Source organism: Pseudomonas sp. OTU5201 (assembly GCF_038440135.1).
In the GTDB taxonomy this organism is placed as follows: Bacteria; Pseudomonadota; Gammaproteobacteria; order Pseudomonadales; family Pseudomonadaceae; genus Metapseudomonas; species Metapseudomonas resinovorans.
In genome coordinates, this window is sequence record NZ_JASATC010000007.1 from 145826 (window position 1) to 163962 (window position 18137).

The 18137-nt window shown below is 63.0% G+C and carries 17 protein-coding genes and 1 pseudogene; 10 read left to right on the forward strand and 8 right to left on the reverse strand.

Going from position 1 to position 18137, the window contains the following annotated elements; translation table 11 throughout:
- The first annotated feature begins 60 nt into the window (after positions 1-60).
- The 3 genes from AAHM40_RS06775 to grxD all read left to right on the forward strand — a co-directional run bounded on the left by AAHM40_RS06775 (position 61) and on the right by grxD (position 3162).
- Positions 61-498: a hypothetical protein gene (locus AAHM40_RS06775; protein WP_342243962.1), complete on the forward strand. Its 438-nt coding sequence runs from the start codon at positions 61-63 to the stop codon at positions 496-498.
- A 135-nt stretch (positions 499-633) separates the two neighbouring features.
- On the forward strand, positions 634-2742 hold the full coding sequence (locus AAHM40_RS06780; protein ID WP_342243963.1) for a molybdopterin oxidoreductase family protein: 2109 nt from the start codon (positions 634-636) through the stop codon (positions 2740-2742).
- Between the two features lie 93 nt (positions 2743-2835).
- Entirely contained in the window at positions 2836-3162 is a 327-nt protein-coding gene (grxD, locus tag AAHM40_RS06785) for a Grx4 family monothiol glutaredoxin (protein WP_280282182.1), read from the forward strand.
- 179 nt (positions 3163-3341) lie between these two features.
- On the opposite strand, the gene bfr is transcribed toward grxD, so the two are convergent.
- Together bfr and AAHM40_RS06795 are read right to left on the reverse strand one after the other, a co-directional pair.
- Entirely contained in the window at positions 3342-3812 is a 471-nt protein-coding gene (bfr, locus tag AAHM40_RS06790; protein ID WP_342243964.1) for a bacterioferritin, read from the reverse strand.
- A gap of 204 nt (positions 3813-4016) precedes the next feature.
- Complete coding sequence (locus AAHM40_RS06795; RefSeq protein WP_028626297.1) at positions 4017-4235, reverse strand: bacterioferritin-associated ferredoxin; 219 nt, start codon at positions 4233-4235, stop codon at positions 4017-4019.
- A 285-nt stretch (positions 4236-4520) separates the two neighbouring features.
- Here AAHM40_RS06795 and AAHM40_RS06800 point away from each other — a divergent pair, with 285 nt between their 5' ends.
- Positions 4521-5123, forward strand: a complete 603-nt coding sequence (locus AAHM40_RS06800; RefSeq protein ID WP_280282180.1) for a peroxiredoxin — start codon at positions 4521-4523, stop codon at positions 5121-5123.
- Positions 5124-5193: 70 nt separating this feature from the next.
- Here AAHM40_RS06800 and rnt read toward each other — a convergent pair whose 3' ends face one another.
- Together rnt and pyrC are read right to left on the reverse strand one after the other, a co-directional pair.
- Positions 5194-5868, reverse strand: a complete 675-nt coding sequence (rnt, locus tag AAHM40_RS06805; protein ID WP_028626299.1) for a ribonuclease T — start codon at positions 5866-5868, stop codon at positions 5194-5196.
- Positions 5865-6911: a dihydroorotase gene (gene pyrC / locus AAHM40_RS06810; protein ID WP_342243965.1), complete on the reverse strand. Its 1047-nt coding sequence runs from the start codon at positions 6909-6911 to the stop codon at positions 5865-5867. Before pyrC ends, rnt begins: the two co-directional genes overlap by 4 nt.
- 166 nt (positions 6912-7077) lie before the next feature.
- On the opposite strand from pyrC, the gene AAHM40_RS06815 reads away from it, so the two are divergent.
- From AAHM40_RS06815 to modC, 6 genes are all read left to right on the forward strand, one after another.
- Positions 7078-8076, forward strand: a complete 999-nt coding sequence (locus tag AAHM40_RS06815; RefSeq protein ID WP_342243966.1) for a flagellar protein MotY — start codon at positions 7078-7080, stop codon at positions 8074-8076.
- A gap of 129 nt (positions 8077-8205) precedes the next feature.
- On the forward strand, positions 8206-9423 hold the full coding sequence (locus tag AAHM40_RS06820; protein ID WP_342243967.1) for an argininosuccinate synthase: 1218 nt from the start codon (positions 8206-8208) through the stop codon (positions 9421-9423).
- A gap of 234 nt (positions 9424-9657) precedes the next feature.
- Positions 9658-10050, forward strand: coding sequence for a lactoylglutathione lyase (gloA, locus tag AAHM40_RS06825; protein WP_342243968.1), 393 nt, complete (start codon positions 9658-9660; stop codon positions 10048-10050).
- Between the two features lie 57 nt (positions 10051-10107).
- Positions 10108-11148 carry a sensor domain-containing diguanylate cyclase gene (locus AAHM40_RS06830; protein ID WP_342243969.1) on the forward strand — a complete coding sequence of 347 codons (1041 nt, stop codon included), beginning with the start codon at positions 10108-10110 and terminating at the stop codon, positions 11146-11148.
- Positions 11149-11223: 75 nt separating this feature from the next.
- A complete protein-coding gene (gene modB / locus AAHM40_RS06835; protein ID WP_342243970.1) occupies positions 11224-11910 on the forward strand; it encodes a molybdate ABC transporter permease subunit in 687 nt (228 codons plus the stop codon).
- Between the two features lie 3 nt (positions 11911-11913).
- On the forward strand, positions 11914-12999 hold the full coding sequence (modC, locus tag AAHM40_RS06840; RefSeq protein ID WP_342243971.1) for a molybdenum ABC transporter ATP-binding protein: 1086 nt from the start codon (positions 11914-11916) through the stop codon (positions 12997-12999).
- A gap of 62 nt (positions 13000-13061) precedes the next feature.
- On the opposite strand, the gene AAHM40_RS06845 is transcribed toward modC, so the two are convergent.
- The 4 genes and pseudogenes from AAHM40_RS06845 to AAHM40_RS06860 form a co-directional block, all read right to left on the reverse strand.
- The gene (locus AAHM40_RS06845; protein WP_342243972.1) at positions 13062-14555 is read right to left on the reverse strand and encodes a sensor domain-containing diguanylate cyclase; all 1494 of its coding nucleotides are present in this window, start codon (positions 14553-14555) and stop codon (positions 13062-13064) included.
- A gap of 55 nt (positions 14556-14610) precedes the next feature.
- Positions 14611-15465 carry a DUF4824 family protein gene (locus tag AAHM40_RS06850; protein WP_342243973.1) on the reverse strand — a complete coding sequence of 285 codons (855 nt, stop codon included), beginning with the start codon at positions 15463-15465 and terminating at the stop codon, positions 14611-14613.
- Positions 15462-16532 (reverse strand): DUF2157 domain-containing protein, encoded by a 1071-nt coding sequence (locus tag AAHM40_RS06855; protein WP_342243974.1) that lies wholly within the window; start codon positions 16530-16532, stop codon positions 15462-15464. The genes AAHM40_RS06850 and AAHM40_RS06855 overlap by 4 nt, the downstream gene beginning before the upstream one ends.
- A gap of 198 nt (positions 16533-16730) precedes the next feature.
- A pseudogene (locus tag AAHM40_RS06860) lies at positions 16731-18005 on the reverse strand (carboxyltransferase domain-containing protein); the annotation flags it as partial.
- Positions 18006-18137: the final 132 nt, after the last annotated feature.

Here is an 18137-nt window from a genome sequence, read left to right on the forward strand (position 1 = left end):
CATCCGCGCAAGGAACATCAGCGGAGCCGCTCAGACATTCAATGATCCATGGAGATCCCAATGAATAAGTTCCTCGTTCCCGCCGCCCTGGCTGCTGCCCTTGCTGCCCTGACCGGTTGCAGCAGCTACAACGTCAGCCAGCCGACTTCACCGCTGAATGGCAAAGTGAAGACCGACCTGAAGGCTGATGTCGCTGTGGGCGAGCAGATCAGTGGACAGTCCGAGGTCAACATCCTGTTCAACGTCCTGCAGTTCGGTGGTGACTCCCAGTTCGCTGACGGCGTTGCCTACGGTGGCGCTTCCGGTGGCGGACTGCCCTTCGGTCCGGACCCGATTTCCGCCGTCAAGGCCGCAGCCGCCTACAAAGCGGTCAAGGAGTCCGGTGCCGACCTGATCGTCGCGCCGCGCTACGAACTCACCGTGCAGGACTATGTCGTGTTCAAGAAGGTGACCGCCAAGGTCACCGGCAACAAAGGCACCATCAAGTCCATCCGCTGACCGGGGTGGCGAATCGGCAGGCATGATGCCTGCCGATTCATGGCGCTGACGCTGCTGGTCGAGCAGCGAATCTGGCTCCATAGTCTTGTTCTTGCGACCCGACCGGTCGTCTCGAACAAGAATAGAGGCCAGGCCATGACCAAGACCCTCCACCACCGTGCGTGCCATCTCTGCGAGGCCATCTGCGGCCTGACCATTGAGACCGAAGATCAGGATGACGGCACTCGTCGCATCCTTTCTATCAAGGGTGACGCCCAGGATAGCTTCAGTCGTGGCCATATCTGCCCCAAGGCCGTGGCCCTGCAGGACATCCAGAACGATCCAGATCGCATCCGTCAGCCCATGCGCCGTGCCGGAAACGAATGGTTGCCCATTGAATGGGACGAGGCCTTCGCCCTGGTCGCCGAGCGCCTGGCCGACGTCCAGGCGCGCCACGGTAACAACGCGGTGGCCGTGTATCAGGGTAATCCGAGCGTGCACAATTATGGGCTGATGACCCATAGCAACTACTTTCTCGGTCTGCTCAAGACCCGAGGGCGTTTCTCCGCCACCTCGGTGGACCAACTGCCCCACCACCTGATCAGCCAGCAGATGTACGGCCATGGCCTGCTGATCCCGATCCCCGATATCGATCACACTCAGTTCATGCTGATCCTCGGCGGCAATCCGCTAGCCTCCAACGGCAGCATCATGACCGTACCGGACGTCGAGAAGCGCCTGAAGGCCTTGCAGGGGCGAGGCGGCAAGCTGGTGGTGGTGGACCCGCGTCGCAGCGAAACCGCGGCCATGGCCGACCAGCATCTGTTCGTGCGACCGGGGCAGGATGCGGCGCTGTTGTTTGGTTTGCTCAATACGCTGTTCGAAGAAGGGCTGGGCCGCGCGACCCATTTGCAGGTCGAAGGGCTGGAGCAGGTGCGGGAGGCGATCGCTCGCTTCACGCCGGAAACCATGAGCCGGCGCTGCAGTATTCCGGCAGAGCAGATTCGCCAACTGGCGCGGGACTTCGCCGCAGCGGAAAGCGCGGTCTGCTATGGTCGGATGGGGGTGTCCACTCAGGCCTTCGGTAGCCTCTGTCAGTGGTTGATCCAACTCATCAACCTGGTTACCGGTAATGTGGATCGGGTTGGAGGCGTGCTCTGCACCGAGCCGGCAGTCGACCTGGTGGCTGCTACCTCCGGTGGCCACTTCAATCGTTGGCAGAGCCGCGTATCCGGTTTACCCGAGTACGGCGGTGAGCTGCCGGTGGCGGCGCTTGCCGAGGAGATGCTCATCCCCGGTGAGGGGCAGGTAAGGGCATTGGTGACGGTCGCCGGCAACCCGGTGCTGTCCACACCTAACGGCCGGCAACTAGAACAGGCCCTGGACGGTCTGGAGTTCATGCTCAGCATCGACTTCTACATCAACGAGACCACCCGTTACGCCGACCTGATCCTGCCACCCACCGCACCACTGGAGCACGAGCACTACGACACCACTTTCAACCTTTTCGCCGTGCGCAATGTCACCCGTTTCAACGAAGCGGTGCTGGCCAGGCCAGTGGGGGCGTTGCACGATTGGGAGATCTTCGTCGGCCTGGCCAAGGCATTCGCCGCGCGTACCGGCATCGAACTGAAGCCGACCCTGGCCCCGGAGCAGATGATAGACCTCGGCCTGCGTGCGGGCCCCTATGGCGACCGCACCGAGCACAAACTTTCCGTGGCTCGCCTGCGTGACTCTCCCCATGGCATCGACCTTGGACCGCTGAAACCCAATCTGGCCGGTCGTCTGAAGACCGCCAGCGGCAAGGTGGAGGCCGCGCCGGCGATCCTTCTCGGCGACCTCGAACGCTTCACGTCGCAGCCCGCGCCCCGTGAAGGCGAGCTGGTGCTGATCGGTCGACGCCATGTGCGCAGCAACAACTCCTGGATGCACAACTATCACCGTCTGGTGAAGGGCAAGCCGCGCCACCAGTTGCTGATGCATCCGCACGATCTGGAAGTCCGCGGGCTGGTGGATGGGCAGCGGGTAAAAGTGCGCTCGCGCGTGGGCATGATCGAGGTGGAGGTGGGCGCCAGCCTGGACATGATGCCCGGCGTGGTCAGCCTGCCCCATGGGTGGGGGCACGCGCGGCCCGGCGTGCGCATGGGCATCGCCAGCGAGCAGCCGGGCGCCAGTGCCAACGACCTGACCGACGAGCGCCAGCTGGACGCGCTTTCCGGCAATGCGGCACTCAATGGCGTTCCTGTGGAAGTGGTGGCCGCCTGAGGACAAGGGAAGCCCGAGCGCGCCGCTCGGCTTTCCGTTACAATGCCGCCATCCTGCCGACTCGACAGTCGGAAAGTTCAGCCGAGGTGCCCAATGGATATCATCGAAACCATCAAAGAGCAGATCGCCAACAACACTGTCCTGCTGTACATGAAAGGCTCGCCGAACGCTCCGCAGTGCGGCTTCTCGGCCCGTGCCGCGCAAGTCCTCATGGCTTGCGGCGAGAAGTTCGCCTACGTCGACATCCTGCAGAACCCGGAAATCCGCGCCAATCTGCCGAAGTACGCCAACTGGCCGACCTTCCCGCAACTGTGGGTAGGCGGTGAACTGGTTGGTGGCAGCGACATCATGACCGAGATGTTCGAGAAGGGTGAGCTGCAGACCCTGGTCAAGGAAGCTGTGAGCAAGGCTAGCGCCTGATCCCCTCCCTTGAATAAAAAAAGAGCCCCGCAAATGCGGGGCTCTTTTATTTCTAATGGTTATTCGTATATGTGCGTATTCTATTTTTAATAGAAAGCAATCCTGTTTAGAAGGTTTGATTAGTAAACGTCATGAATGGAAGAGCCCCGCATTTGCGGGGCTCTTTGTCTGGTGCCGGATTACTCGTCCATCTGCGATTGCAGGTAATTTTCCAGGCCGACTTTCTCGATCAGGCCCAGTTGGGTTTCCAGCCAGTCGATATGTTCTTCCTCGGACTCGAGGATTTCTTCCAGCAGTTCGCGGCTGCCGTAATCACCCACGCTTTCGCAGTAGGCAATGGCTGTCTTCAGGTCCGGTATGGCCTGCTGCTCCAGCTTCAGGTCGCTGGCCAGCATTTCCTTGGTGTTCTCGCCGATCATCAGCTTGCCAAGGTCTTGCAGGTTGGGGAGGCCTTCGAGGAAAAGGATGCGCTTGATCAGCTTGTCAGCGTGCTTCATCTCGTCGATGGACTCGTGGTACTCGTGGTCGCCCAATTTCTTCAGGCCCCAGTCTTCGTACATACGGGCGTGCAGGAAGTACTGGTTGATCGCAACAAGCTCGTTGCCCAGGATCTTGTTGAGATGCTGTATGACTTTCTTGTCGCCTTTCATGTGGAATCCTGCCATCGGGAGAGTTGAAGATCAGCAAATTTTGATCTCCGTATTGTTGTATGTCAAATATAAGTAGTTGAATTGTAAATGAATTTGAATATGAATAAGAATGTTTAACTTCTACATTTGAAGTCTAAATGTTTGAAAAACAGGCACAAAAAAACCGGACGCTGAGGTCCGGTTCTTTTCGTTTCCGCCAAACGGTCAGCCGATAGCGTATGCGGCAGGGTAGGCGAGGGCGGCCTGGCTGCTCTGCACCTCGGCGAGGGTTTCCTTGACCACCTGTTTGGCAAGGCAGGCGCACTTGCCGCATTGGGTACCCACTTCGAGGGTGTTGCGCACTTCGCGGTAGCTGCAGCAGCCTTCGTAGATGGCTTCGCGAATTTGACCGTCAGTGACACCTAGACAGAGACAGACGTACATGGCGACTCAAAGCTCGGAGGGAGTTGTTGGATGGATGGGATACTAATAGTAATGAGAATGATTGTCAAAACTTTGGCTGGAAGACCCGGATTAGAGGCTTTCCTGGCCTCCCGAGCGGGGATTCGCCGGACTTGACCCACTAGTCGAAAGCGGTGGGCGGAGACCTTTGCCGAGTGTATGATTGCCAGTCCTTTTTGGAGCGGGTGTCATGGCGTCGCCACATTGGCCGGCCAGGCTGTGACGCCCGGCCCCGTTGATTACTCATGACAACTCAGGAGACATGGAATGAGCGTACTCGTAGGCAAGCAGGCTCCGGACTTCACCGTTGCCGCCGTTCTGGGCAATGGCGAAATCGTTGACAGCTTCAACCTGTCCTCGGCCATCAAAGGCAAATACGGTCTGGTGTTCTTCTATCCGCTGGACTTCACCTTCGTTTGCCCGTCCGAACTGATCGCACTGGACCACCGCATTCCCGAGTTCCAGGCTCGTGGTGTGGAAGTGATCGGCGTATCGATCGACTCCCACTTCACCCACAACGCTTGGCGTAACACCCCGGTAGACAAGGGCGGCATCGGCCCGGTCAAGTACACCCTGGCTGCCGATATGAAGCACGACATCGCCAAGGCGTACGACGTTGAGTCCGAAGACGGCGTGGCTTACCGTGGCGCTTTCCTGATCGACAAGAATGGCGTTGTCCGTTCCCAGATCGTCAACGACCTGCCGCTGGGTCGTAACATGGACGAGCTGCTGCGTCTGGTCGACGCCCTGCAGTTCACCGAAGAGCACGGTGAAGTCTGCCCGGCCAACTGGAAGAAAGGCGACAAGGGCATGACCGCTTCTCCGGAAGGCGTTGCCCAGTACCTGGCCGAGAACGCTTCTTCCCTGTAAGCGTTTCCAGGCTGAAAGAAAAAGCCCCGAAAGTTCGGGGCTTTTTCATGTCTGGCGTTTCGCCGACGACTCAATCGTCGTCGTCGATCCAGCCGCCCATTTCCTTCCAGCGGTTGACGATGCCGCAGAACAGTTCGGCAGTCTTCTCGGTGTCGTAGCGCGCCGAATGAGCCTCGCGCCCGTCGAACTCGATGCCGGCTGCCTGGCAGGCCTTGGCCAGGACGGTCTGGCCATAGGCGAGGCCGGCCAGCGTCGCGGTGTCGAAGCTGGAGAAGGGGTGGAAGGGGTTGCGCTTGAGCGCGGTCCGGTTCACCGCGGCGTTGAGGAAGCCGAGGTCGAAGCTGGAGTTGTGGCCCACCAGGATGGCGCGCTTGCAGCCGTTGGCTTTGATCGACTTGCGCAGGCCACGGAAGATTTCTGTCAGCGCGTGCTCCTCGCTCACCGCCATGCGCAGCGGGTGATCCAGCTTGATCCCGGTGAACTCCAGTGCGGCCTGTTCGATATTGGCGCCTTCGAATGGCTCGACGCGGAAGAAGTGCGTGTGATCCGGGTAGAGGAAGCCCTGCTCATCCATGGCGATGGTGGTCGCGGCGATTTCCAGGAGGGCGTCGGTGGCGGCATTGAAACCGCCGGTTTCCACGTCCACCACAACGGGCAGGTAGCCGCGGAAGCGCGCCGCCATGGGGTGGCGGGGGCCTGACGGCAGGCTGCCGTCCAGTTCGTCGTCGTACAGGTCTTCGCTCACGCTTGTTCCTCCAGCAGACGCCAGCTCAGCTTCTCGCCGGCGCGCAGCGGCACGACCATCTGCTCGCCCAGCGGCAGGGTGGCAGGGGCGGTCCATTCCTCGCGCACCAGGGTGATGCGGTCGGTATTGCGCGGCAGGCCGTAGAAGTCCGGGCCGTGGAAGCTTGCGAAGGCTTCCAGCTTGTCCAGGGCGTTGCGCTGCTCGAAGGCTTCGGCGTACAGCTCGATGGCTGCATAGGCGGTGTAGCAGCCGGCGCAGCCGCAGGCAGCTTCCTTGGCGTGCTTGGCGTGCGGAGCCGAGTCGGTACCCAGGAAGAACTTGGTGCTGCCACTGGTGGCGGCATCCAGCAGGGCTTCCTGGTGCACGTTGCGCTTGAGGATCGGCAGGCAATAGAAGTGCGGACGGATACCGCCTACCAACATGTGGTTGCGGTTGTACAGCAGGTGGTGGGCGGTGATGGTGGCGCCGACGTTGGCCGAGGCCGACTCTACAAACTGCACCGCGTCGCCGGTGGTGATGTGCTCGAACACCACCTTCAGGGTCGGGAAACGCTCAACCACGCGGGTCAGGTGCTCGTCGATGAACACTTTCTCGCGGTCGAATACGTCGATCTCGCCGCGGGTCACTTCACCGTGGACCAGCAGCAGCATGCCGACCTCGGCCATGGCTTCCAGGGCCGGGAAGATCTTGTCGACGCTGGTGACGCCGGAGTCCGAGTTGGTGGTGGCGCCGGCCGGGTAGAGCTTGGCGGCGTGGACGAAACCGGAAGCCTTGGCCGCGCGGATGTCCTCCGGGCTGGTGCGGTCGGTGAGGTAGAGCACCATCAGCGGCTCGAAGCGGCTGCCGGCCGGACGCGCCGACAGGATGCGCTGGCGATAGGCATCGGCTTCCTCGGCATTGCGCACCGGGGGCACCAGGTTGGGCATGATGATGGCACGGCCGAAAGTACGGGCGGCATCGGCGACGGTATGGGCCAGGACGGCGCCATCACGTAGATGGATGTGCCAGTCGTCGGGACGCAGTAGGGTCAAACGGTCGGACATGAGGGGCTTCCAGGCGGGCAGAACTGGGCCGACATGCTACCGGAAAAGCCCTCCAGGGGCACGCAGGGCTTGAGCCAGCGGCAATCGGGCAACCAAATTCGCGCTCAAGTTTTGCCGAGCGGCACCGATATCCAGCAGGAACGCCGTAATTCCCGTGGAGCCCGCCGTGCGCCAGCGCTATCTCGTCTTCCTGAGCTTGTTCGCCAGCCTGCCGGCCATGGCCATCACCTTCCAGACGCGTCTGGAGAAAGTCGAGTGGAAGGTCGAGGGTGACAAGTTCGAATGCCGCCTCTCGCAGCCCATCACGGACTTCGGTTCGGGCGAGTTCGTGCGCCGAGCTGGCGAGCAGGCCACCTTCCGCCTGAAGGCCCGCGAGCGCTGGATGGGAGCCGGCTCCGCCACCTTGCTGGCGGCTGCGGCGCCCTGGCAGCCGGGGAGGGGGGACATCAACCTGGGCGTCGTCAGCGTTGGGGGCGGCGAAGTACCCTTCAACAGTTCCCAGCAACAGGCCGGACGCCTGCTCACAGGCCTTTTGGAAGGCCGCAGCCCGCTGGTGCGCCACCGCACCCTGCAAGGCGGCGATGCCATGGAGGTACGCCTGCTGCCGGCGAAGTTCAATCAGGCCTATCAGGATTACCTGGCCTGCACCGCCAAGCTTCTGCCGGTGAACTTCGACCAGATCAGGCAACTGCAGCTCGGTTTCCCCGGCGGGGGCGTCGAGCTGGACGACATGGCCAGGGCCAAGCTGGAAATCATGCTCGACTTCATCAAGGCCGACCCCAGCGTCAATCACATCGAAATCGACGGTCACTCCGACAACAGCGGTAACCGCCTGACCAACCGCGATCTGTCGCGTCGCCGCGCGTTGGCCGTGTTCGACTACTTCAAGGCCAATGGCTTCCCGGAGGCGCAAATGGTCATGCGTTTCCACGGTGAGCGTTATCCGCTGGCACCGAACAACAGCTCGGCGAACCGGGCGAAAAATCGCCGCGCCACGGTGCAGCTTTCCCGCGTCGAGTTGCCTGTGGAGGCCCCAGCGACCGCTCCGGCTTCAACCTCCACTCCGGCAGAGACACCTGCTCCCGCCGCTGCCCCGGCCGAGGCTCCCATCAAGCCTGGCGTCCAGGGTGCGGCCCCCAAATCCCAGTCGCCGGCCGGTTCCTGACCCGACCACTCGTCGCGCGGCCGACAGAATCTGTCGCCTCGTCGTCATAAGCTGTCGCGCCACTGTAATTTGGCCGCCAGGGTCAGTAGAATCACGGGTTTTTCGTACAACCCCCGTGGAGTTGATGGCATGGCGGACGTGAAGAAGGTTGTCCTGGCTTATTCCGGTGGCCTGGACACCTCGGTGATCCTCAAGTGGCTGCAAGATACCTATAACTGCGAAGTGGTGACCTTCACCGCTGACCTCGGCCAGGGCGAAGAGGTCGAGCCGGCCCGCGCCAAGGCCCAGGCAATGGGCGTCAAGGAAATCTACATCGATGACCTGCGCGAAGAGTTCGTCCGCGACTTCGTCTACCCGATGTTCCGCGCCAACACTGTCTACGAAGGCGAGTACCTGCTGGGTACCTCCATCGCTCGTCCGCTTATCGCCAAGCGCCTGATCGAAATCGCCAACGAGACCGGCGCCGATGCCATCTCCCACGGCGCGACCGGCAAGGGCAACGACCAGGTGCGTTTCGAGCTGGGCGCCTATGCGCTGAAACCGGGCGTGAAAGTGATCGCTCCCTGGCGCGAGTGGGACCTGCTGTCCCGCGAGAAGCTGATGGACTACGCCGAGAAGCACGCCATCCCGATCGAGCGTCACGGCAAGAAGAAGTCCCCGTACTCCATGGATGCCAACCTGCTGCACATTTCTTATGAAGGCGGCGTGCTGGAAGACACCTGGACCGAGCACGAAGAAGATATGTGGAAGTGGACCACTTCCCCGGAAAAGGCGCCGGATACCCCGACCTATATCGAACTGACCTACCGCAATGGTGACATCGTCGCCATCGACGGCAAGGACTTGACCCCGGCCCAGGTGCTCACCGAGCTGAACCGTGTCGGTGGCATCAACGGCATCGGTCGCCTCGACATCGTCGAGAACCGCTACGTCGGCATGAAGTCCCGCGGCTGCTACGAGACTCCCGGCGGCACCATCATGCTCAAGGCTCACCGCGCCATCGAGTCCATCACCCTGGACCGCGAAGTGGCTCACCTGAAAGACGAGCTGATGCCGAAGTACGCCAGCCTGATCTACACCGGTTACTGGTGGAGCCCGGAGCGTCTGATGCTGCAGCAGATGATCGACGCCTCCCAGGCCAGCGTGAACGGCGTAGTGCGCCTGAAACTGTACAAGGGCAACGTCATCGTGGTCGGCCGCAAGTCCGACGACTCCCTGTTCGACGCCAACATCGCCACCTTCGAGGACGATGCCGGCGCCTACAACCAGGCTGACGCCGCTGGCTTCATCAAGCTCAACGCCCTGCGCATGCGCATCGCCGCAGGCAAGGGTCGCAAGCTGTTCTGATAAGCTTGTCAGCATTAGCCTACGAACCCCGGCCATGAGCCGGGGTTCGTATTTAGAGCCAGTTACGATCTGCTGCGCGTCGGAATAACTGCGTTGAAAATGGCTTCGGAATGCTCATTTACGACCCGTAAACTCCGCTTCCTCAACCATTTTCGCCTTGTTCTTCACTAGCTCGCGAGATCGTCGAAGGGCTCTCAAAGCCCGGGATAACGGGCAACCGATGAGGAACCAACGATGAGACTGCTGCATACCATGCTGCGAGTCGGCGACCTGGATAAATCCATCGCCTTTTACACCGAAGTACTGGGCATGACCCTGCTGCGTCGCAAGGACTACCCGGACGGCCAGTTCACCCTCGCGTTCGTCGGCTACGGTGACGAAGCCCACAACAGCGTGATCGAGTTGACCTACAACTGGGGTGTGGACAAGTACGAGCTGGGTTCCGCGTACGGTCACATCGCCCTGGAAGTGGATGACGTCTACAAGGCCTGCGAGGACATCCGCGCCCGAGGCGGCAAGGTCACCCGTGAGCCGGGGCCGATGAAACATGGCACTAGCATCCTGGCGTTCGTGGAAGATCCCGACGGTTACAAGATCGAATTGCTGTCTCCCTCTCGCAACGACTGAAGCTCTGTGCTGATATGAAACCGGGGCGCCATCGCCCCGGTCAGGAGGCGTGGGTCTATGGATGGTTCCGCAGTCAGCTACGAACGTAATCTCGAATGCCTGGTTCGGGCCATCCAGGAGCTTTCCCTGGCCCGTGATCTCGACCGTATCGCCGAGATCGTGCGCAGCGCGGCGCGGGAGTTGGTCGGTGCCGACGGCGCTACCTTCGTCCTGCGCGATGGCGAACGCTGCTACTACAAGGACGAGGACGCCATCTCGCCATTGTGGAAAGGCCTGCGCTTCCCCATGGAGACCTGCATCAGCGGCTGGGCCATGCTCAACCGCGAACCTGCGGTGATCGAGGACGTCTACCAGGACTCGCGCATCCCCCACGACGCGTACCGCCCGACGTTTGTCAAAAGCCTGGTCATGGTACCCATCCGCAGCATGGCCCCGGTGGGGGCTATCGGCACCTACTGGGCTACTCCGCGCCTCGCCAATGCGCGGGAGGTCGGGCTGCTGCAAGCCCTGGCGGACTCCACCTCGGTGGCCATGGAAAACGTCCAGCTCTACAACGAGCTGGAGCAGCGGGTCGTCGCCCGTACCCAGGAACTGGTGGCGGCTAACCGCCTGCTCTATGACGAAGCCTGCGAGCGCGAGCGGGTCGAGCAGGACATCCAGCGCTTTTCCATGACCGACGAACTCACCGGCCTGCACAACCGTCTCGGCTTCCTGCGCCACGCTCCCGAGGAGCTGGATGCTGCACGCCAGCGCGACATGCCTAGTCTGTTGCTCCATCTGCAAGTGGACAGCAACGACAGCGGACCGGGCGAGAGCCTGCCGCTGGTGGCCGCGCGCATGCTGCGGGCGCAGTTCCGTCGAAATGACCTGCTGGCGCGCCTTGGCGGTGGTGAGTTCCTCGTACTGACCACCGGCTACAGTGATCCGGTTGCCGTGCTGCAACGCCTGCGTGCCGGTTTGGGTGCCTTCAACCGTGCTGCAGAGCAGAGCCTGACGCTGCGCATTGGCCATGCCGAGTCCACTCGCGGCCAGGAACTCGAACAACTGCTGCTCGAGGCGGACAATGCCCTGCATCGCAGTGGGCCGGAAATGGGCTGACACCCGATTCTGGCTGGACGCAGCACTTCGCTATATAGTTCGCCACATAGCGAAAACCGATCATCCGGCCAACCCATGAACTTCCCTCTCGACCGTACCGACCTGGCCGCCATCTGGCTGACCCTGGAACTGGCGACCCTCACCACGGTGCTCCTGCTGTTGCTGGGCACGCCCATCGCCTGGTGGCTGGCGCGCACCCGCTCACGCCTGAAGGGGACCGTGGCTGCCGTGGTCGCCCTGCCACTGGTGCTGCCGCCCACCGTCATCGGTTTCTACCTGCTCGTCAGCATGGGCCCCCATGGGTTCATCGGGCAGTTCACCCAGAGCCTTGGGCTCGGCACCTTGCCCTTTACCTTCGCCGGCCTGGTGGTCGGGTCGGTGATCTATTCCATGCCTTTTGTGGTGCAGCCCCTGCAGAACGCCTTCACCGCCATCGGCCAACGTCCGCTGGAAGTGGCTGCGACCCTGCGCGCCAGCCCCTGGGACACCTTTTTCTCGGTGGTACTGCCCTTGGCGCGCCCCGGCTTCGTCACCGCCTCCATCCTCGGTTTCGCCCACACGGTTGGGGAGTTCGGCGTGGTGCTGATGATCGGCGGCAATATCCCCGAGAAGACCCGCGTGGTCTCGGTGCAGATCTTCGACCATGTCGAAGCCATGGAGTACGCCCAAGCCCACTGGCTGGCCGGCGGCATGCTGCTGTTCTCCTTCCTCATCCTGCTGGCGCTCAACACCAGCCGGCGCCTCAAACCCGGCTGGACCTGAGCCATGCAACAGATTCGTGCATGTTTCCGCCTGCGCCACCCGGGTTTTGCCCTGGAGGCCGACCTCGAACTGCCCGGCCGGGGCGTCAGTGCCCTGTTCGGTCATTCCGGCTCGGGCAAGACCAGCCTGCTGCGCTGCCTCGCCGGCCTCGAGCAGGCTGCGGAGGGGTTCCTGGAAGTCAATGGCGAGGTCTGGCAGGACAGCACCCGTGGTCATTTCCTGCCCACCCACAAGCGTCCCCTGGGCTATGTGTTCCAGGAAGCCAGCCTGTTCGAGCACCTCTCGGTGCGGCACAACCTGGCGTTCGGACTGCGGCGCATTCCTCCTGGGCAGCGTCGTGTCGAACTGGAACAGGCCGTGGAATTACTGGGAATCGGCCATCTGCTGGAACGCATGCCGGTCGGTCTGTCAGGCGGTGAACGGCAGCGCGTCGGCATCGCCCGCGCCCTGCTGACCAGCCCGCGCCTGCTGCTGATGGACGAACCCCTGGCGGCGTTGGATCTCAAGCGCAAGGCCGAGATTCTGCCCTATCTGGAGCGCCTGCACGACGAACTGGATATTCCGGTGATTTACGTCAGCCACTCGCCGGATGAAGTCGCGCGCCTGGCCGACCATCTGGTGCTGCTCGACAACGGCCAGGTGTTGGCCAGCGGTCCGTTGGACCAGACGTTGGCGCGCCTGGACCTGCCCATCGCCCGGGAAGATGAAGCGGGCGTCGTCATAGAAGGGCGGGTGCAAGGTTTCGATGCCCGGTACCAGTTGCTGACCCTGGGGTTGCCCGGTAGCTCACTCAGCGTGAGAGTGGCCCATTCGCCCGTTGCCGAAAGCCGTACCCTGCGCTTCCGGGTGCTGGCGCGGGACGTCAGCTTGAGCCTGGAAAAACAACGCGACAGCAGCATCCTCAACCTGCTGCCGGCGAGGATGGTGGAAGAGTCTCCCGCCGCCAATGCGGCCCACGTTCTGGTACGCCTCGATGTGGATGGCACACCGATGCTGGCACGCATCACTCGCTTCTCCCGCGACCAGTTGGACCTCTACCCCGGCCAGACCCTCTGGGCGCAGATCAAGTCGGTAGCGCTGCTGGCTTGAGGTTGGTGGGGATGGGGATTGTGGGAGCGAATTCATTCACGAATGAATTCGCTCCCACCGGATCACACGGCGTCGTGATTCCCCGAAGGCTCCACGCACACGCAGTTGCGTCCTGACTGCTTGGCCCGATAGAGGCCACGGTCGGCGCGGCCGATCAAGCTGTCGAGCGAGTCATCTGGATGCATCTGGGCCAGGCCGATGCTGGTGGTCACCTGCAGGTTCACCCCTTTGAAGGGATAGCGCTTGGCGGCCACTTCGCTGCGGACCTTCTCGGCCAACTGGTGGGCGGTGGAATTTCCGGTGTCCTTGAGCAAGATGATGAACTCCTCGCCACCCCAGCGGCAGATGATGTCCGACTGACGCAGGCTGTCCCGCAGATTCCGGGCGAAGCCCAGCAGCACTTCATCGCCAGCCTGATGGCCGTAGGTGTCGTTGAGCATCTTGAAGTGGTCGAGGTCCAGCATCAGTGCCACAAGCGGTTTGCGGTCACGCCGGGCTTCTTGCAGCGCCTGGCCGGCGAGCAACTCGAAGCCGCGCCGGTTCGGCAGCCCGGTCAGGCTGTCAGTGGTAGCCAGCGCGGCGATGCTGTGCTGGTAGCGGCGCATCAAGCGGGTCACCAGCACCAGCACGACGGCGGTGACCAGCAGGCATATCAACAGGTTGAGGTAGAGGGTGTTGCGCAGGCTGGCGAGCAGGCCGCCTTCGTGTTTGTCGACGAACAGGTACCAGTTCAGCTCGGGGATGTAGCGCACGTTCAGGTAGTGGTCGCGGCCGCGTTCGTGGTACTCGAACTTGCCGGTCTGTGGACGGCGCAGCTTGGCCTGCAGGTCCTCAAGGCCCGGCACCTCGGCCAGGGATTGGCCGACCCGCGCACCCAGCGGGCCGCCATCCGCCCCGGTGAGGACGATGCGTCCAGTGGTATCGACGAAGTAGACGCTGCGGTCGTAGCGGCGCTGGTATTCGTCTATCAGCTTGATCACTGCATCTACCGTCAGGCCGACGCCGGTGGCGCCGAGGAACTTGCCGTCGTAGTCGAACACCTTGTAGTTGATGAAGATGGTCAACTGGTCCTGGTTGGCCATGTCCACATCGACGTTGATCTCGTAGGGCTCCTTCATGTCCCGCACGCGGAAGTACCAGATGTCCCGGGGCTCCTTCGGGTTCACCTTTTTCAGCACACCCTTGGTCTGGTAGTAGGTAAGCGTGCGGTCTGAGATGAAGAAGCTGGTGAAGGCGCCGTAGTGTTCCTGGATCTCGCGCAGGTAGCGGGTCATCGGCTCGATGTCTTTCTCACCCTGCATCACCCAGTCACGCACGAAGGTGTCGCGGCTCATCATCGAGGAAATCAGGATGGGCCTGACCAGATCCTTCTGGATTTCCGAGTAGACGTTGTCCGAGGTCAGCGGCAGTTCGGTGTTGATGATGCTGTTGCGAATCGACTTGAGCGACGCCTGGTAACTCACCAGAGACGTGGCTAGGAAGCCGCTGCCAAGCAGCAGTACCAGGGTGAGGACCAACAGGCGATGGCTTTGCTTGGCGTGTTCTTTTAACGGCATCGGGCAATCTGGCCTCTGGGTAGTGGCGCAATGCTAGCGTGCGCTAATGCGAGCGTCACGGACGGGTACTTGACGCCAGGCTAACGGCGTCTACTGCCTTTGCTCGGGGCCCTTCGCGCGGAAACTCCGGGGGCGAATCGATCCAGGGTTCCAGGCGCTGGCCGACGCTGAGCCACAGTCGAAAGCGCGGCGGTGTGTCGCCAATGCGGTTGCGCGCCAACTCTTCGTCCAGCCTTTCGCGCCAGGCGTGGGGGACGTTGATCTCGGTGATGCGCAGTCGGCTGATCTGACCGGTCAGGTGCCCCTCGCGTACCCAGGCGCTCACGTGTCCGGGCACGATGGCGTAGCGGCTGCGGTCAGGGTAACGACTGCGCAGGACCTCCCTCTCCACGCCCACATCCACGGCAAGAAGTCGGCTGTCGCGTTGCTCTGCATCTTCAACATAGTCGCGGGCGGCGCTTTCGGCGTCCTGCCGGCGCTTATCGGTTGGCGCGGCGTGCAACTCGCTGCGGGCCTTCCTCAGCTGTTGGTTAGCGCGTTCGAGTTCGGCCTTGTGTGCCGGGCCGTCCAGTTCCAGCACCACCAGCGCTTCGCGGTTGCGGTTGTCGAAACGCTGTCCAGCGCGCACTTCGGTGGTGAAACCCAGGCCCAACAATTGGGCCTCGCTCAGCATCAGGCTCTGGTAGCGGTCATCGCTCGCGGGATCGCTGGGACGGCGCCAGTCCAGACGCAGGGCCAGGCCGCTGTTTTCTCGGTCGGCCCAGTCGTGGCTGCGGCGCAGTTCGCGCTCGGTGAGCAGCAGGCGGCTGTCCGGCTCGCCGCTGCGGTTCAGCCAGACGCCACCAAGGGCGATGGCGTTGGTCAGGCCGATCAGGGCGAGTCCGCCGAGCAGTGCGTTGCGGGTTTTCATGTGCGCTGGCCCCCTTTGTGGGTGCGACGCAGGCGACCGAGCACCAGCAGGATGAGCACGGCGACCAGGCCAAGGACGAGGAAGAACAGGTACTTGGGCATCACCTCCCACCACCAGTCGAACAGCTTGATATAGAGGAAGAGGACGAAGAACAGCAGGCTGGTGTGCACCACTTCCGGCCAGTCACGGCGGTTGCCGAGCCAGATGGCCAGGGCCGCGCCGCCGAAGCCGAGTAGCTGATAGATGACTTCCACCAGGTCGCGTGACCAGGGCAGGTAGCTGCCGTCAGCCCAGGTGGACAGCACCAGCACCGGCACGAACAGACCGAACAAGCCCAATACCCGGAAGATTGCGGCGAAACCGCTGTAGCGCGCCTGAGAGATGAACTGCGGCACCAGGAAGATCAGCAATCCGGCCGGCAGCAGGTGTTCCGGCCGTTCGGTGCAGTCCAGCCAGTAGAGCCCGCTCCAGCTCGCCAGGCGGGTGGCCACGAACGCCATGATGCACGCCAGTCCGGCCCCCAGCAGCACCCGTACCTCGCAGGCGTAGGCCAGCAGCAGGGCGTAGGCGGCCCAAGGCAGCAGGGCTTTGTCGCTGGGGGTGATGTTGAAGATTTGCCCGAGCATGACCACGTTCAGCACGAAACAGGCAAAGGCCAGGATCGCCGCCAGCTTGGTGAAGTACCCGGAGGGCGCGCGCTGGCGCAGCAGCAGGGTGAGCAGCAGGCTGCCCAGGGAGAAGCCGGTGAGAATGCCCACCTGGGCGGTTTCCGGGAACAGGCCCCAGAACTGATAGAAGAAGAACAGCAGGCTGGCGGCCAGGGCCAGAGCGCCCAGCAAGGAAGCGATGCGCATGCCCAGCGACAGGCGTCGGGCCTGGGCGTCCGAGTCGATGTCGAAGGCGTTGCGGTAGTCCGCCAGCAACTGGCGATGGTGCTCGCCGAGACGCTCGATCTGCTCGGGGGAGAGCAGCAGTGTCTGCTCTTCGTGCAGGCGCTCCACTTCCCGGTAGAAGGCCTGGATGTCGTCGGCGCGGTGTTGCGCCTGGTCGCGGCTGAACGGCGGCATTGCGGGTCCTTTTGCGTGCGGTGCCGCTTGAACTGTAGGGCCGCGGAAGGGGAGCGGCAATGAGGGCCGGATGTTTCTGTAGGGGCGATTTCAATCGCCAGGCAGGCCAACGGTCTGCCCGAGGCGCCCCAGAGGGTCAGCTGCGCTGCCCTTGACGAATGAATTCGCCCCTACATGGGGTTCAGCCCAAGAGATTCCTCACGCCTCTTCCATCACCACCACGCGCTGCCCGGCACGCACCGGCGAACCCGGCTGCACCCGTACCTCGCGCACGACGCCATCACGGGGCGCGGTGAGGGGGATTTCCATCTTCATGGATTCGAGGATCACCAGAATGTCCCCGGCCTTCACGCTGGCGCCTGGTTCCACCTGCACCTGCCAGAGGTTGCCGGCGATATGGCTTTCCACTGCATGCTGGCCGGCCCCCAGCGGGGCATCCTCGCCCAGGTCGGTGGCGATGTCCTCGCTTTCGAAATGAGCCTGGCCGGAGGCGATCCAACGCTCTCGTTCAGCGTGGAAAGCGGCCTGCTGCTGGCTGCGGAAGGTGGCAATGCCCTCGGCTTCGCGCGCGAGGAACGCCTGGTAATCGGCCAGGCACAGCTCGCTTTCTTCGATTTGCAGCGGATAGCGACCCAGGGGGAAGTCGCGGCGGATGCGCGTGAGTTCCTCGGCCGAGACCGGGTAGAAACGGATCTGGTCGAAGAAGCGCAGCAACCAGGGTTTGCCGGCGAAGGCTTCCACTTCGCGGTAGCGGTTCCACATCTGCAGGGTGCGGCCGACGAACTGGTAGCCTCCGGGGCCTTCCATGCCATACACGCACATGTAGGCGCCGCCGATACCCACCGAGTTCTCGGCGGTCCAGGTGCGCGCCGGGTTGTACTTGGTGGTCACCAGGCGATGGCGCGGGTCCAGCGGCGTGGCCACCGGGGCCCCGAGGTAGACGTCGCCCAGGCCCATTACCAGGTAGCTGGCGGCGAACACGGTGCGCTGTACGTCGTCCAGGTTCGGCAGGTCGTTGATGCGGCGGATGAACTCCAGGTTGCTCGGGCACCAGGGCGCGTCCTTGCGGACCGTGGTCATGTACTTCTCGATGGCCAACTGGCAGGCGGGGTCGTCCCAGGAGAGCGGTAGGTGGATGATACGCGACGGCACTTTCAGGTCGCCGGCAGCGCAGACGCCATCCCAGAGTCCGGCAATGATTTCCAGCAGCGACTCCAGGGGCAGGGTTTCCGGCTGGTAGTGCACCTGCAGCGAGCGAATGCCTGGCGTCAGGTCGATAACCCCATCCAGGGCTTTGGCCTCCAGCGCCTGCATCAGCGCATGGGCGCGGAAGCGCAGCACCAGGTCCAGCTCCGGCGCACCGATCTCCAGCAGCAGGTGGGTGTCGCCGGAGAGGCGTGCGACCAGGCGTTTGTCGGCTTGGCCGAGGTCGAGCACGACGGGGGAGCTGAACGGCGGACGACTCCCTCTCCCTCCGGGAGAGGGTTGGGGTGAGGGGGGTTCGGCGCGCGCTGAGGTGGGGGGGGGGGGGGGGGGGGGGGGGGGGGGGGGGGGGGGGGGGGGGGGGGGGGGGGGGGCGGGGCGGGCGGCGGGCGCGCGACACCG

Bases quoted from the DNA above. Each gene is read 5' to 3' on its own strand.
- gloA (WP_342243968.1), top strand. From the start codon at position 9,658: ATGAGACTGCTGCATACCATGCTGCGAGTCGGCGACCTGGATAAATCC.
- modC (WP_342243971.1), top strand. From the start codon at position 11,914: ATGCAACAGATTCGTGCATGTTTCCGCCTGCGCCACCCGGGTTTTGCC.
- AAHM40_RS06830 (WP_342243969.1), top strand. From the start codon at position 10,108: ATGGATGGTTCCGCAGTCAGCTACGAACGTAATCTCGAATGCCTGGTT.
- AAHM40_RS06795 (WP_028626297.1), bottom strand. From the start codon at position 4,235: ATGTACGTCTGTCTCTGTCTAGGTGTCACTGACGGTCAAATTCGCGAA.
- pyrC (WP_342243965.1), bottom strand. From the start codon at position 6,911: ATGTCCGACCGTTTGACCCTACTGCGTCCCGACGACTGGCACATCCAT.
- AAHM40_RS06845 (WP_342243972.1), bottom strand. From the start codon at position 14,555: ATGCCGTTAAAAGAACACGCCAAGCAAAGCCATCGCCTGTTGGTCCTC.
- AAHM40_RS06780 (WP_342243963.1), top strand. From the start codon at position 634: ATGACCAAGACCCTCCACCACCGTGCGTGCCATCTCTGCGAGGCCATC.
- grxD (WP_280282182.1), top strand. From the start codon at position 2,836: ATGGATATCATCGAAACCATCAAAGAGCAGATCGCCAACAACACTGTC.
- bfr (WP_342243964.1), bottom strand. From the start codon at position 3,812: ATGAAAGGCGACAAGAAAGTCATACAGCATCTCAACAAGATCCTGGGC.
- modB (WP_342243970.1), top strand. From the start codon at position 11,224: ATGAACTTCCCTCTCGACCGTACCGACCTGGCCGCCATCTGGCTGACC.
- AAHM40_RS06775 (WP_342243962.1), top strand. From the start codon at position 61: ATGAATAAGTTCCTCGTTCCCGCCGCCCTGGCTGCTGCCCTTGCTGCC.
- AAHM40_RS06800 (WP_280282180.1), top strand. From the start codon at position 4,521: ATGAGCGTACTCGTAGGCAAGCAGGCTCCGGACTTCACCGTTGCCGCC.
- AAHM40_RS06820 (WP_342243967.1), top strand. From the start codon at position 8,206: ATGGCGGACGTGAAGAAGGTTGTCCTGGCTTATTCCGGTGGCCTGGAC.
- AAHM40_RS06855 (WP_342243974.1), bottom strand. From the start codon at position 16,532: ATGCCGCCGTTCAGCCGCGACCAGGCGCAACACCGCGCCGACGACATC.
- AAHM40_RS06850 (WP_342243973.1), bottom strand. From the start codon at position 15,465: ATGAAAACCCGCAACGCACTGCTCGGCGGACTCGCCCTGATCGGCCTG.